This window comes from Microbacterium sp. WCS2018Hpa-9 (genome assembly GCF_031843745.1).
Taxonomy (GTDB): domain Bacteria; phylum Actinomycetota; class Actinomycetes; order Actinomycetales; family Microbacteriaceae; genus Microbacterium.
Genome location: NZ_JAVTIY010000013.1, coordinates 1 through 13,749 on the forward strand (window position 1 = coordinate 1; position 13,749 = coordinate 13,749).

At 68.9% G+C, this 13,749-nt stretch carries 11 protein-coding genes; 6 read left to right on the top strand and 5 right to left on the bottom strand.

Features of this window, described 5'->3' with window-relative positions; all coding sequences use genetic code 11:
* Positions 1–293 precede the first annotated feature (293 nt).
* Both RQG82_RS19370 and RQG82_RS19375 read right to left on the bottom strand, forming a co-directional pair.
* The gene (locus RQG82_RS19370; RefSeq protein ID WP_311260415.1) at positions 294–1,109 is read right to left on the bottom strand and encodes an SDR family oxidoreductase; all 816 of its coding nucleotides are present in this window, start codon (positions 1,107–1,109) and stop codon (positions 294–296) included.
* Between the two features lie 108 nt (positions 1,110–1,217).
* The gene (locus RQG82_RS19375) at positions 1,218–1,964 is read right to left on the bottom strand and encodes an SDR family oxidoreductase (protein WP_311260416.1); all 747 of its coding nucleotides are present in this window, start codon (positions 1,962–1,964) and stop codon (positions 1,218–1,220) included.
* A gap of 244 nt (positions 1,965–2,208) precedes the next feature.
* On the opposite strand from RQG82_RS19375, the gene RQG82_RS19380 reads away from it, so the two are divergent.
* The 3 genes from RQG82_RS19380 to RQG82_RS19390 are packed head-to-tail and all read left to right on the top strand — an operon-like array spanning position 2,209 to position 6,185.
* Positions 2,209–3,666, top strand: coding sequence for an APC family permease (locus tag RQG82_RS19380; RefSeq protein ID WP_311260417.1), 1,458 nt, complete (start codon positions 2,209–2,211; stop codon positions 3,664–3,666).
* Positions 3,667–3,700: 34 nt separating this feature from the next.
* Positions 3,701–4,540, top strand: coding sequence for a molybdenum cofactor biosynthesis F family protein (locus tag RQG82_RS19385; RefSeq protein WP_311260418.1), 840 nt, complete (start codon positions 3,701–3,703; stop codon positions 4,538–4,540).
* Position 4,541: 1 nt separating this feature from the next.
* Positions 4,542–6,185: an amidohydrolase gene (locus RQG82_RS19390; RefSeq protein ID WP_311260419.1), complete on the top strand. Its 1,644-nt coding sequence runs from the start codon at positions 4,542–4,544 to the stop codon at positions 6,183–6,185.
* Between the two features lie 277 nt (positions 6,186–6,462).
* On the opposite strand, the gene RQG82_RS19395 is transcribed toward RQG82_RS19390, so the two are convergent.
* The 3 genes from RQG82_RS19395 to RQG82_RS19405 all read right to left on the bottom strand — a co-directional run bounded on the left by RQG82_RS19395 (position 6,463) and on the right by RQG82_RS19405 (position 9,938).
* Entirely contained in the window at positions 6,463–7,926 is a 1,464-nt protein-coding gene (locus RQG82_RS19395; protein ID WP_311260420.1) for an FAD-dependent oxidoreductase, read from the bottom strand.
* Positions 7,923–9,368 (bottom strand): aldehyde dehydrogenase family protein, encoded by a 1,446-nt coding sequence (locus RQG82_RS19400; protein WP_311260421.1) that lies wholly within the window; start codon positions 9,366–9,368, stop codon positions 7,923–7,925. The genes RQG82_RS19395 and RQG82_RS19400 overlap by 4 nt, the downstream gene beginning before the upstream one ends.
* Positions 9,369–9,500: 132 nt before the next feature.
* Positions 9,501–9,938, bottom strand: coding sequence for an Lrp/AsnC family transcriptional regulator (locus tag RQG82_RS19405; RefSeq protein ID WP_311260422.1), 438 nt, complete (start codon positions 9,936–9,938; stop codon positions 9,501–9,503).
* Between the two features lie 151 nt (positions 9,939–10,089).
* On the opposite strand from RQG82_RS19405, the gene pdhA reads away from it, so the two are divergent.
* The 3 genes from pdhA to RQG82_RS19420 are packed head-to-tail and all read left to right on the top strand — an operon-like array spanning position 10,090 to position 13,621.
* Positions 10,090–11,190, top strand: coding sequence for a pyruvate dehydrogenase (acetyl-transferring) E1 component subunit alpha (gene pdhA / locus RQG82_RS19410; protein ID WP_311260423.1), 1,101 nt, complete (start codon positions 10,090–10,092; stop codon positions 11,188–11,190).
* On the top strand, positions 11,187–12,215 hold the full coding sequence (locus tag RQG82_RS19415) for an alpha-ketoacid dehydrogenase subunit beta (RefSeq protein ID WP_311260424.1): 1,029 nt from the start codon (positions 11,187–11,189) through the stop codon (positions 12,213–12,215). The genes pdhA and RQG82_RS19415 overlap by 4 nt, the downstream gene beginning before the upstream one ends.
* A complete protein-coding gene (locus RQG82_RS19420) occupies positions 12,212–13,621 on the top strand; it encodes a dihydrolipoamide acetyltransferase family protein (RefSeq protein WP_311260425.1) in 1,410 nt (469 codons plus the stop codon). The genes RQG82_RS19415 and RQG82_RS19420 overlap by 4 nt, the downstream gene beginning before the upstream one ends.
* Positions 13,622–13,749 lie beyond the last annotated feature (128 nt).

Here is a 13,749-nt window from a genome sequence, read left to right on the forward strand (position 1 = left end):
GCACCGCATCGAGGTCGGCGATGACCCGATCCAGAAGCTCCGCGGTGCTGTTCATACCCCCTAGTCAACCGAGGGCCGCCGACATTCGAGACCCGAAACCACCCCTATTTACCCCAGTTCAAAGCCATATTCCAATCTCCCGGAATGCTGCGCGCACGACACGACACGACACGACACCGCACGGCACGGCACGGCACGGCACGGCAGAGCACAGCCCAGCTCAGCACGGCACAGATCGCACGGCCAAGCCCAACTCAGCCCGGCACAGCGCTGAGCACCAAGCAGAACAGCACCTACATCCCCGCCCGATCGAATGCGATCGTCGGCACGTCCACCACGTGGGATCCGCCGTCCGCCACGATCACGGCACCCGTGACGTACGACGACTCCCCCGACCCGAGAAACCGCACGACCGACGCGATCTCGGCTGGCCGAGCCGGTCGCTGCAACGGCACATCCGCCGTCACCGTCGCATATGCCTCTTCGCGCGACTCGAGGCCCGCCTGCGTGGCGAACTCGTCCATCTCGTCATCCGCCATCGGCGTCTGCACCCACCCGGGGCACACCGCGTTCACCCGCACACCCCGTCGCCCATAGTCGCGGGCGAGGGTCCGCGTCAGACCGATCAGAGCGTGCTTGCCCACCGTGTATCCGGCCACAGAGGGCCCCGCGAAGAGACCGGCGAGCGACGACACGATCACGATCTGCCCCTTCGCCTCGATCAGCGACGGCAGCGCCTCTCTCGCCATGACGAACGCCGTGGTGAGGTTGGCGCGGATCGCCGCATCCCAGCTGTCGTCGTCGGTGTCGGCGACGGGTGAGAAGCCGTGTCCACCGGCGTTCGCCACAAGGACGTCGAGACGCCCGAACGTCGCGAGCACCTCGGCAACCGCGGCCTGGGCGGATGCCGTGTCTGCGGCGTCCGCGATGATCGGGTGCGCTCCCACCGCATCCGCCACCGCACGCAACGGCTCGGGCCGTCGCCCGACCACGACGACGTGCGCCCCCTCTGCGGCATACCGCTCGGCGATCGCCGCGCCGATGCCGGTTCCACCGCCGGTGATGACGACGACGCGCCCCGAGACCGTCGATCCGACTGCAATTCCCATGTCCGCTCCTGTTCCTGGTGCGCTCGCGCGCAATCCATGCGCTGACGCGCCATCCATGCGCTCGCGCGCATCCATGCGCTCACGCGCCATCCGCTGCCCCCGAGGTCATCAGGCGGGGAATCCTGACCGGGCCGAATACCCGAAGTCACTGACGATCGTCGTGCCGTTGATCGCTCTGCTGCGTGGTGAGACGAGGTACAGCACGTGCGAGGCGACATCCTCCGGCGTCTGCACCGCGAACGACGGATCGACGAACGCCTCAGCGCCGAGGTCGCCCCGACTCATCGCAGTGTCGACGATCGACGGCGCCACCGTGTTCACCCTGATGGCGGTTCCGGCGAGATCGACCGACAGCGACCGCCCCAGCTGCACGAGCGCCGCCTTCGACGCGCAGTACGGCACCATGCCCGGTGACGACACGAACGCGGAATCGCTCGCGAGCAGCACGACGGATGCCGCAGCCGATGCGCGCAGCGCGGGAAGCGCCTGCGCGAGAACCAGGAACGCGCCCGTGACGTTGACCGCGAAGACGGCATTCCAGTCGAGAAGGGATGTCTCTTCGATCGGCGACCCGACCGGACCCGAGATTCCGGCACAGCAGACGACCGCATCCAGCCCGCCGAGCTCGTCGACGGAGGTCGAGACCGCATCCGCCACCTGTGCCTCGTCGGTGACATCCACCACGCGGACCACGGCGTCACGGCATCCGCGTGCCGTCTCAGCGAGCGCAGAGGCATCTCGATCGAGCAGCGCCACCCGCACCCCTTCCGCGGCGAGCGTGAGTGCGGTCGCCCGCCCGATGCCGCTCGCTGCTCCCGTGATCAGCGCGGTCGTGCCGCTCAGCTGCAGGTCCATGATCTCCCCGGGACTCCGCGGCCGCGCCGGCGGCGCTCTGTGAAGACCGCGGTGTCATCACGGTCATCCTGCTCTGCCGATCGCACCCCGGGAACACGCCCACGACGGCTGTGCGCGCTGGCACCATCGTCCTTCGCTCAGGGTCAACCGCCGGGCTCGCTGCGCGAGCAGACTCGCTCTATCGACGATCCCCCCTCATCGTCGATGCCGTTCGACACGGCCGTCACCCAGCAAAGGAGCCGACGTGGCAGACCCGATATCTGCGTCCACGACGCAGCAGGACCACACCTCTCTCCGACCCGGCGCACTGGGCGTCGCCGGGATCGTCTTCCTCGTCCTCGCCGCCGTCGCGCCACTGACCGGCATCGTGGTCGTCGCCTCCCTGGCGATCGCCCTCGGAAACGGTGGCGGCACACCGATGGCCTTCTTCCTGGTCGCCGCGATCCTGCTGCTGTTCGCCGTCGGATACGCGCAGATGTCGAAGCAGCTCGTGAACGCCGGCGGGTTCTATGCCTTCGTCGTGAAGGGCCTCGGTCGCACGGGCGGTCTCGTCGCCGGCCTCATCGCCACGCTCGGCTACAACTTCTTCGTGGTCGGCACGATCGGCACCAGCGGCTTCTTCATGCAGAACATCATCCGCGACCTCACGGGCCTCGACGTGCACTGGCTGATCTGGGGCCTGCTGTCGATCGTCGTGTGCTTCTTCCTCGCACGCATCGGCGTCGACTTCTCGTCGAAGATCCTCGGCGTGTGCCTCGTGCTCGAGGTGCTGATGCTCGTGGTCTTCGACGTCTCGGTGCTCGTGCAGACCGGATACGACGTGGCCGCCTTCAGCCCCGAAGCCGTGTTCTCGGGCTCCCTGCCGATCGGCCTGCTCCTGGCCGCGACGGGCTTCCTCGGTTTCGAGGCGACTGCGCTGTTCAGCGAAGAGGCGAAGCAGCCACTGCGCACGATCCCCCGCGCGACCTACACCTCGATCATCGCGATCGGAGTGATCTTGGGCGTCACCACGTGGGCCGTGGTGAGCGCGACCGGCGTCGCGCAGGCACAGGCAACGGCTCTCGAGCACCTGCCGACCGGCGACCTCATCTTCACCCTCTCGCAGCAGTACCTCGGAGGTCCGCTGACCACCGTGATGATGATCCTGCTGCTGGTCAGCCTGTTCGCGGCGATGCTCGCCTTCCACAACTCCGCCACGCGCTACCTCTACTCCCTCGGGCGCTCGCGGATCCTGCCGCATGCGCTGTCCCGCACGCGCAGCAACGGCGCGCCCCAGCTCGCCGGGATCGTCCAGGCCTCGTTCGCAGCGATCGTGGCGATCATCTTCGCGATCGCCGGCGCCGACCCCATCCTCACCCTGGTGCCGGCAATGCTCGGCTTCGGCACCCTCAGCGTGCTGATCCTGCAGGGACTCGCTGCGATCTCGATCGTCGTGTACTTCCGTCGCGCACACGACCCGCGGTGGTGGAGCACGTTCATCGCTCCGGGAATCGGATTCCTCGGCATCGCCGCGATCTCGGTGCTCGCGATCGTGAACTTCAACATCGTCGCCGGGTCCGAAGAGCTCGCCATCCGCCTCATGCCGCTGCTGCTCGTGGTCGCCCTCATCGGCGGCATCGTCTACGGCGCATATCTCAAGCGGTCCAGGCCCACCGTGTACGAGGGCCTCGCATCCGACCTCGAGCGCTTCAGCGATCGCTGACGACCCGCAACCACACACCCCCTCAAGGAGAGACATGACGACTCTGAACCCCGCCGACACCTCCACCTGGCTTCCGCTCGAGGGCCTCGCCCCCGGTTTCGACGCGAACAAGGCCCCGCATTCGACCGCGTTGAGCGGCCAGGAGATCACGGTCGTGGATGCACGCGGAACCCGTATCTCGCACCGCTTCGCCGACACCACGGTCGCCTGGGACTACCGCCCTGGTGCCGAGGATTCCACGGCGCCGGCATCCGACACCGACGACTACGAGGCATTCGAGGTCGATGACGACCTGTACTTCGTGCAGTTCCATCACCGCTACCTGCCGAACGAGGCCGTGTCGCTGGTCGTCGACCTCCGCCACGGGCGCGCCCTCGCCGTCATCTCGGTGATCCTGCCTGCTCCCGAGCAGGGGCGAACCCGCGTGCAGCACGTCTTCGCGCCGAGCGTCATCGAAGGCGCCGCCGTGACAGGCACCGAGCCCGCTGCGAGCACGACGCTCATCGGCCGCCGCGTCGAGTGGGTCTACAGCGAGGAGCACGCGTACGAGCACGTCTACCTCTCGGAGCGCTGGTACTCGTGGCAGTGCCTCGCCGGTCCGGAACGAGGACTCGCCGACACCGACGAGAACAGCGTCTGGGAGGTGCGCCCCGGCATCTACATCTTCGCGTGGCGCGAGAAGGTCATCCCGTGCGCGTCGGTGACGATCGCCGACCACCGCGACGTGAACGCGATCCGCTCGCACGGCGTGCTGTTCGGCCTCGATGAGTCGGGCGAGGTGCCGACGCACTTCACGTTCGGTGCGCACGGCCGGCTGCTCTCGACGACCCATCACGGCGCGGGGCTCGAGCCCGCCCTGTTCGGGACTCTCTGACATGGAGGCGGCGGACCTCATCGTCACAGGCTCGGTGATCCGCACGGCGGATCGCCGGACGCCGATCGTCGAGGCGTTCGCCGTGCGCGACGGGCGGATCCTCAGCGTCGGGACTAGGGTCGAGATGCAGACCCACCACGGGCCGGACACGCGGATGCTGGACGTCGGCGACGCCGCGGTCTACCCCGGCTTCGTCGACGTGCACAATCACCACGCCATGGCCGGCCGCACCGAGCTGTTCGAGCTCTCGCTGCCGCCGTCGCTCGCTCTCGACGACATCCTCGACCTCGTGCGCGACAAGGCGCAGACGCTGCCGCCGGACGCGTGGATCGTGGGTGGCTCGGTGTCGACCACGCTGCTGCCGGCCCTCGCGAACACCGCGACCAGGCAGCGTCTCGACGAGGCGGCGGGTGGCCGACCGGTCGTGCTCGTCGAGGACTCGCGGCACAACAGGTGGGCGAGCACCAGGGCGCTCGAGCTCGCGGGGATCACAGCCGACAGCATCCCGTCGGCCGGCATCACGATCCTCGATCCCGAGGACGGCACGCCCACCGGGGTGCTGCTCGAGGCAGCGGGAATCCCCGTGCAGGAGGCCTACGACCGCAGCGGCGGACTGACGGATGAGCAGCACATCGCCGCATCCCGCCGCGGCGTCGAGATCCTCAACTCCTTCGGCATCACGACGTTCCAGGATGCCGGGGTGTCGACCGACATCCTCGCCGCGCTCGCGGCACTCGACCGGTCGCAGGAGCTCAGCGCCTGGGTCGTCTCGTCGTTGCTGATCAACGACGAGATCTTCGGGTTCGATCCGATCGGCGCGGCACTCATCGATCTCGGCGAGCAGTTCCGCACTCGCCACCATCGACCCGACTTCGTGAAGATCTTCCTCGACGGGGTGCCTCCTGCGCGGACGGCGTCGTTCCTCCAGCCGTACGTGGCGGATGCCGTGCACGGCGCCCACTTCCACGGCGAGACGACGATGGACTTCGACGAGCTGCACACCTGGCTCCGGTCGGTCGCCGAACGTGGACTCGGCGCCAAGGTGCACTGCACGGGCGACGGGTCGGCGCGTCTCGTGCTCGACGTCGCCGAACGCATCCGCGCCGCCGGCTTCACCACCCCGATCCAGATCGCTCACGGGCAGTTCCTCGCCGACGACGACATCCCCCGGTTGCGGGCCCTCGACGTGTCGGCCGACATCTCGCCGTTCATCTGGTTCCCCGGCGTCATCCCGCGGGCTCTCGCCGAGGTGCTCGGCGATCGGGCCGAGCACTCGCAGCCCAATCGGGCCCTGCTCGATGCGGGCGCCCTGGTCGCCGGCGGATCGGACTGGCCGGTGAGCGAGTCCCCGAACACGCTCGAGGGGCTGCAGGGACTCGTGACACGCGCGGATCCGCTCGGACGCGCACCCGGCGTGCTCTGGCCCGAGCAGGCGATCAGCGCCGAGGAGGCGCTCGAGGTCTTCACGATTAACGCCGCCACCGCGATGGGTCTCGGATCGGAGGCCGGTTCGCTCGTGCCAGGCAAGTCGGCCGACTTCGTCGTGCTCGCGCGGGATGCGATCGCCGGCCCCGCCGACGAGATCGTGCACACCCCCGTGCGCTCGACGTGGTTCGCCGGTCGAGAGGTCTACAGCGCGAGCTGAGCCCGATCGCGTGCAACGCGCATCCTGCCAGCCGTCGTGCGCGCAGTTCTCCCGTGCAGCTCTCGCGCGCAGATCTCGCGCGCCTGGCTTTCGCGCGCCTGTCTTTCGCGCGCGCGGCTCTTGCGTGCGGGGTCAAAAAAGCACCGCTCAGGAGCGATTCGGATGCGTTTCTGACCCCGCATGCGTGGTGAGATGCGTTTCTGACCCCGCACTCGGGGACGAGACGCCGAAGCCCCCTCCCGAACTCGCAGGAGGGGGCTTCGAGCGTGCACAGCCGTCAGCGTCCGAGCAGGAACCTCGCCCCCAGCTCGCCGATCATCGCCGCGGGCGCATTGGTATTGCCCGTCGGAACGGTCGGGATCACCGATGCATCGATCACGCTCAGTCCCGCGAGGCCGCGGACGCGAAGCAGCGGGTCGACGACCGCTTCGGCATCCGACCCCATCCGGCAGGTGCCCACCTGGTGGTGGTAGGTGATGGCGGTGCGGCGCACCCAGTCCTCGATCCCGTCGTCCGGCACGTCGGGTCCTGGGTAGACCTCGGTCGCTCCCCACTCGTCGGCGAGCGCGGGCTGTCCGCCGATCCGACGACACTGACGCACGGATGCCGCGAGCGAGGCGACATCCCTCTCGTCCGCGAGCGCGGCGAGGTCGATCAGCGGCGGATCGTCGAGGTCGGGACCCGACAGGGTGAGCGTGCCCCGGCTGTGCGGCGTCACCAGGCCGGCCATGAGCGTGAATCCGTCATCTGCGCGAGGTTCGAGATCTCCCCACATCGGCACCGAGAAGTGGATCGGCTGCGTGTCGGGCTCGGCGAGGTCGTCGCGACTGCGCCAGAAGAGGTGCGACTGCGTGACCGAGACGCCGGGCTGCGGTGGACCCACCGGCCGCTCGGTCGTGAAGATGACCGGAGAGAGCAGGTGGTCGTGCAGGTTCTTGCCTACGCCGGGCGCATCGACCACGACGGGGATGCCCAGAGCGGCGAGCTCGTCTGCAGGGCCGATGCCGGAGCGCAGCAGAATCACGGGCGATCCGATCGCACCGGCGGAGAGCACCACCTCGTCGGCGAAGACATCTTCGGAGTCGGCGCCGGATCCGAGCCGGACGCCGACGGCGCGCCCCTCCTCGACGATCACCGAGTGCACCTCGCGCCCGGTCAGGATGGTGAGCCTGTCGGCGACCGGCTGCGCGTAGGCCATCCACGTGTTCACCCGACGTCCGTCACGGATGGTCACCTGCTGCTGCGAGACGCCGTCGAGGGTGCCGCCGTTGTAGTTCGGATTGCGGGGCAGCCCTTCTTCGACCGCGGCGTCGATGATCGACGCCTGAATGGGCGACAGCTCGTAGTCGTCGGTGACGGGCAGCACCTCGTGCTCGAGCGCGGCGAAGACGGGCTCGACAGTGCTCCATCCCCACCCGGTCGCGCCCGCGCGCTCCCATGCGTCGTAGTCGGAGGCCGCGCCGCGCACCCAGATCATCGCGTTGAGCGCGTGCGATCCCCCGGTGACCTTTCCGCGCGGAAGATGCAGTCGGCGACCGCCGGCGTGCTCCTGCGGCACGGTGAAGAAGTCCCAGTCGTCGGCGGAGTGCCAGAGCTCCCCCGCCCTCGACGGATCATGGATCGCAGGGTTCGAGTCATATCCCCCGGCCTCGATGAGCGTGACCTCGACGCCCGCATCGACCAGCCGACGAGCGACGATCGCCCCCGAGGTGCCAGCGCCGACGACGATCGCGGTCTTCATGCCTGAGCCTTCCGCCCAGGGCCAGACACGACCTGGGTCACGGCCACCGACTTGAGGCCCTCGATGCCGAACTCCAGACCGTAGCCCGAGCTCTTCACACCGCCGAACGGCACCATGGGATGCAGTCCGCCGTGCGAGTTGATCCACACCGTGCCCGACTCCATGCGCGTCGCCGCCTCGCGAGCGGCCTCGGGGTCGCTCGACCAGACCGATGCGCCGAGACCGACGTCGACCGAGTTGGCGAAGGCGAACGCCTCGTCGACGTCGCTGTACCTGATCACCGGAAGCGCGGGCCCGAACTGCTCCTCCTGCACGAGGGCGGCGTCGTTGTCGATGTCGGCGACGATCGTGGGCCGGTAGAACAGCTCGCCGAGTTCGGGCGCCCCCTCGCCGCCTGTCACGACACGTGCACCGCGGCTCTTCGCGTCGTCGACCAGCCGCGACACGATGTCGAACTGGGCGCGATTCTGCAGCGGACCCAGCACGTTGTTCTCGTCGAGCCCGTTGCCCATCGGCACGGATGCCGCGATCTCGGCGAGCGCGTCGACGACCTCGTCGTAGACCGAGTCGTGCACGTAGAGGCGCTTCATCGCCGCGCAGGTCTGACCGGTGTTGATGAACGCGCCCCAGAAGAGATCCTGGGCGATCGCCGACACCTCGGTGCCGGGCAGCACGATGCCTGCGTCGTTGCCGCCGAGCTCGAGGGTGAGGCGGGCGAGGTTGCCGGCCGAGCTCTCGATGATGCGGCGACCGGTGGCGGTCGATCCGGTGAACATGATCTTGTCGATGTCGGGGTGCGAGGCGAGGCGGGCGCCGACCTCGCGGTCGCCCGAGACGCCGATGAGCACGTCGGGCGGCAGCACGTCGTTCATCACGGCCAGCATCGCGAGCACGCTCAGGGGCGTGTATTCGCTGGGCTTCGCGACGACGGTGTTGCCCATCCGCAGCGACGGACCGATCTGCCAGATGGTGATCATCAGCGGCCAGTTCCACGGACCGATCGCGCCCACGACCCCGGCCGCCTTGTAGACGAGCTCGGCATGCAGGGTCTCGTCGTCGACCAGCACCTGCGACTCGATCGGGATCGCCGCGTTGGTGCGCAGCCACGCCGAGCATGCGCCCAGCTCGAAGCGCGCATTGGGGCCGTTCAGCGGCTTGCCCTGTTCGCGCGAGAGCAGGTGCGCGAGCGCCTCCGCGTTCGCGTCGATCGCATCAGCCGCCGCGATCAGCAGCTCGCTGCGCTTCGCGTGCCCGAGGGACTCCCAGCCGGGCTGAGCAGCTCTCGCCCGAGCGATCGCCTCGTCGAGGTCGGCGACCGAGTGCTCGGGCGCACGACCGATGACGTCACGTGTGGCGGCATCCGGGATGTCTCGTCCGGCACCCTCCGGCGCCTGGATGCGGTCGAGCAGCGCGGTGGCTGCGGATGCGGCGGATTCGGACATCGGAACTCTCCTTCGAGCGGGACGCGTGCCAAGGAACTGGCGGTCGTCTCATTGTCGGACGCCGTGGGGCGGTGCACTTGTCGAGGAGTGCGCCGCAGATGTCCGAGTGCGAAGGGATGACCTCGGCATCCCTCAGATCAGCGCGACGTCCTCGAAGATGAGGGTCGTGCGCGTGGAGCGGATCGAGGGGATCGCCTGGATGTCCTCCAGCACGATGCGCCGGAGGTCGCGCGCGTCGCTCGCACGCACGAGCAGGATGACGTCGAAGTCACCGCCGACGAGTGCCATGTGCTCGATCTCGGGGATGGCGCGCAGCCGGGCGCTGACCTCCTGCCAGGTCGCCTGCTCGATCGCGAGGGTGACGTAGGCGCTCGCATGGTGGCCGAGCAGCACGGGGTCGGTGCGCACGGTGTATCCGGTGATGATCCCGGCCTCGGTGAGGCGTCTGATGCGCGCATGCGCTCCAGCTCTCGAGATGTGCACAGCGTCAGCGATGGCCGTCATCGATGCTCTGGCGTCGCGCCGGAGTTCGTCGAGGATCGCGTGATCCGTCTCGTCGAGCGTTGTCATGGAACCCCTTCGTCCGTGCCTGAATTCTGACATTTCGTCGCGAGGATCGGCAACCGGGTCGCAATCATCCACGATCCGTCGATTGTTCTTGGACGACTGTCGGCAGGGGGCGCATGCTGTCCTCATCGGGTTCGGCAAGGAGGGCGAACGGATGGAACACGCAGATCTGCTGCCGCGAGACACGGCGGTCCAGCTCATCGACGCAGACGGCAGGGTCGTCGAGGACGAGCGCTACGCGCTGCCTGACGATGACGCCCTGCTCGCCGCCTATCGGGGTCTCGTCGAGGGTCGACGCATCAACGATCAGGCCAGCGCTCTCGTCCGGCAGGGTCGTCTGGCCGTCTACCCGTCGTCGCACGGTCAGGAGGCCTGCCAGATCGGCGTCGCTCTCGCTCTCGCCGATGACGACTGGCTCTTCCCGACCTACCGCGACTCGGTGGCGGTCGTCGCGCGGGGCGTCGCCCCGGCCGAGGCGATGGTGCTGCTCAAGGGCGACTGGCATTCGGGCTACGACGTGCGAGTGCACCACGTCGCCCCTCAGGCGACTCCCCTCGCCACCCAGCTGCTGCATGCGGTCGGCTTCGCGTATGCCGCGAAGAGGCGCGGAGAAGACACCGTCGTCATCGCCCTGTGCGGAGACGGCGCGACCAGCGAGGGCGACTTCCACGAGGCGATGAACTTCGCCGCCGTGTTCCGGGTGCCGGTCGTCTTCTTCGTGCAGAACAACGAGTTCGCGATCTCGGTGCCACTGAGCCGCCAGACCGCGGCGCCCTCCCTCGCGCACAAGGCGATCGGCTACGGGATGCCGGGGCAGCGCATCGACGGCAACGACGTCGCCGCGGTGCTGGCGGTGCTCGGCGAAGCGGTCGATCGGGCGCGCGCGGGCGGCGGACCGACGCTCGTCGAAGCGCACACCTACCGGATGCAGGCGCACACGAACGCCGACGACGACACCCGTTATCGCGAGCGCGCCGAGGTCCAGGCATGGGTCGCGCGTGATCCGCTGGCACGTCTGCGCGCACATCTCACACGCACGGGCGCGCTCACGGAAGAGCTCGAGGCCGAGTACGCCGACGGGGCCGAGCAGACGGCCGCGGCGATGCGGGAGGCACTCAACACGGATGCCGACATCGACCCCGAGGACCTCTTCCGCTTCGTCACCGAGTCCCGCTCGCCGCAGCGCGAAGAGCAGTGGCAGATGCTGAGCGGCGAGATCGAGCGCACTCACGAAACCGCAGGAGGTGCACGATGACCATCGCCCACGACGATGTCCGCGTCGACATGCGCACGGCGGCCGTATCGACCATGAGCATGGCCGCCGCTCTGAACCTCGCCCTCGCTGATGCGATCGAGAGCGACCCGGAGGTCGTGGTGTTCGGCGAAGACGTCGGCGCGCTCGGGGGCGTCTTCCGGATCACCGACGGACTCACCACGCGGTTCGGTGAGGACCGCTGCTTCGACACCCCGCTCGCCGAATCCGGCATCGTCGGCACGGCCGTCGGCATGGCGATGAACGGCATGAGGCCCGTCGTCGAGCTGCAGTTCGACGCCTTCGCCCTTCCCGCGTTCGAGCAGATCGTCAGCCACGTCGCGAAGCTCGGCAACCGCACGCGCGGCGCCGTGCGGATGCCGCTCGTGATCCGCATCCCGTTCGGTGGCGGCATCGGCGGGGTCGAGCACCACTGCGACTCGTCCGAGGCGTACTACGCCCACACTCCCGGGCTCACGGTCGTGAGCCCGTCGACGCCGCAGGACGCGTACTCGATGCTGCGCGCGGCGATCGCGTCGCCCGACCCGGTGATCTTCCTCGAACCGAAGAAGCTGTACTGGACGAAGGGCGAGGTCGACACCTCGGTCGTCGCCGAGATCGGCACCGCCAGGGTCGCTCGCGAGGGCACGGATGTCACCCTCATCGCCTACGGCGCCTCGGTGCCGCTCGCCCTCGAGGCGGCAGACGTCGCGGCATCCGAGGGGCGGAGCGTGCAGGTCATCGACATCCGCTCGCTGTCTCCCTTCGATGACGAGACGGTGACGGCCGCCGTGCGCGCGACCGGACGAGCGGTGGTGATCGCCGAAGCCCCCGGTTTCGCCAGCGTCGCCTCCGAGATCCAGGCGCGGGTGTTCGAGCGCTGCTTCGAATACCTCGAGGCTCCGGTCCGACGTGTCACCGGATTCGACACTCCGTATGCGCCGCCGAAACTCGAGCACTGGTACCTGCCCGATGTCGACCGTGTCCTCGACGCGATCGACTCCCTGCACTGGGAGGACGCCTCATGACCGCGCTCACCACCCGCGTGTTCCGGCTTCCCGATCTCGGCGAGGGTCTGACCGAGGCGGGCCTGGTGCAGTGGCTGGTCGCGGTCGGCGACACCATCGTCACCGACCAGGCGATCGCCGAGGTCGAGACGGCCAAGAGCATCGTCGAGCTGCCCTCACCTTTCGCGGGAGTCGTGACCGCTCTGCACGGAGAACCCGGCGAGACGATCGACGTCGGCGCCCCGGTGCTCGAGGTCGCCGATGCGACGCAGCCGGCGAGCCCGACCGACTCGGACGCAACGAAGAGGTCGGATGCCGCAGAGCACGCGGCCTACCGAGAGGAGGAGCGAGCGGGGTCGGGCAACGTCCTGATCGGCTACGGCACCTCCGATCGCGTGACGACCGGTCGTCGTCGTGCGCGGGCCACGCAGGTCCCCTCGCCGGGCGTCCGTGACGCGGCTTCCACGGTTCGAGCGACACCGCCCGAGCCGGCGCCAGAGGAGCGGGGTGATGCCACCCCGTCGAAGGCCGCCGCGCGACGCACGGTGGCCGTACGCTCACCGCTCGTCCGACGCCTGGCGCGAGATCTGGGTCTCGACGTGCACGACATCACCCCGACCGGACACGACGGCTCGATCACCCGCGCCGATGTCCTGGCCGCGGCGGTCGACGATGCGGTCGACGGCGCGGCGGCGCAGCACCGCAGCACGAGCGGGCAGAACCTCGACGGGCTCACCGTGGTCTCGCGCGAGCGTCTGTCGGCTCTGCGCCGCGCCGTGAGCGCGAAGCTCAGCCGCAGTCGCTCCGAGATCCCGGAGGCGACCGTGTGGGTCGACGTCGACGCCACCGAGCTGTGGGCGCTGCGCGCGGGTATGGCACCCGAACGGGGCAAGGCCCCCTCGCTCACGGCGCTCATCGCGCGCTTCGTGCTGCTCGCCCTCGAGGACCACCCGGTGCTGGCCTCTCGGCTGAGCGACGATGCGACAGAGCTCATCTCGTTCGAGGGGGTCAATCTCGGCGTCGCCGCCGACACCCCACGCGGGCTCGTGGTTCCGGTCATCCCGCGCGCGCACGAGCTCACCGTCGAACAGCTCGACGCGGCGCTGCGCGAGCTGACCACCGCAGCGCGCGCCGGGTCGATGCCTCCGGAACGCCTGCGCAGATCGACGTTCACTCTGAACAACTACGGCGGTCTCGGGGTCGACGGCTCAGCCGCCATCATCAACCACCCAGACGTCGCGATCCTCGGAATCGGTCGCATCATCGAGCGCCCCTGGGTGGTCGACGGGCAGATCGTCGCCCGCCGCATCGTGCAGATCTCGCTGGTGTTCGATCACCGTGTGTGCGACGGCGGATACGCCGCGAGCTTCCTGCGTCGCGTGACGGAGCTCATCGAGCATCCGCTCCGTGCGTTCGGCAGGGTGTGAGGGCCGCTCGCTTCGGACTGCACTGCTCTCTCGAACGCAGCGCTTGGGCCTCGCGTCCGCGTGCGCTACTCTCGTCAATTACTGACCGATCATTCGGTAAGTAGCTCGGGGCGACGCAGCGTCGCTCT

Excerpts from the sequence above, each read along its gene's own strand:
- RQG82_RS19370 (WP_311260415.1), bottom strand. The coding sequence starts at position 1,109 with ATGGGAATTGCAGTCGGATCGACGGTCTCGGGGCGCGTCGTCGTCATC.
- RQG82_RS19375 (WP_311260416.1), bottom strand. The coding sequence starts at position 1,964 with ATGGACCTGCAGCTGAGCGGCACGACCGCGCTGATCACGGGAGCAGCG.
- RQG82_RS19385 (WP_311260418.1), top strand. The coding sequence starts at position 3,701 with ATGACGACTCTGAACCCCGCCGACACCTCCACCTGGCTTCCGCTCGAG.
- RQG82_RS19390 (WP_311260419.1), top strand. The coding sequence starts at position 4,542 with ATGGAGGCGGCGGACCTCATCGTCACAGGCTCGGTGATCCGCACGGCG.
- RQG82_RS19395 (WP_311260420.1), bottom strand. The coding sequence starts at position 7,926 with ATGAAGACCGCGATCGTCGTCGGCGCTGGCACCTCGGGGGCGATCGTC.
- RQG82_RS19400 (WP_311260421.1), bottom strand. The coding sequence starts at position 9,368 with ATGTCCGAATCCGCCGCATCCGCAGCCACCGCGCTGCTCGACCGCATC.
- RQG82_RS19405 (WP_311260422.1), bottom strand. The coding sequence starts at position 9,938 with ATGACAACGCTCGACGAGACGGATCACGCGATCCTCGACGAACTCCGG.
- pdhA (WP_311260423.1), top strand. The coding sequence starts at position 10,090 with ATGGAACACGCAGATCTGCTGCCGCGAGACACGGCGGTCCAGCTCATC.
- RQG82_RS19415 (WP_311260424.1), top strand. The coding sequence starts at position 11,187 with ATGACCATCGCCCACGACGATGTCCGCGTCGACATGCGCACGGCGGCC.
- RQG82_RS19420 (WP_311260425.1), top strand. The coding sequence starts at position 12,212 with ATGACCGCGCTCACCACCCGCGTGTTCCGGCTTCCCGATCTCGGCGAG.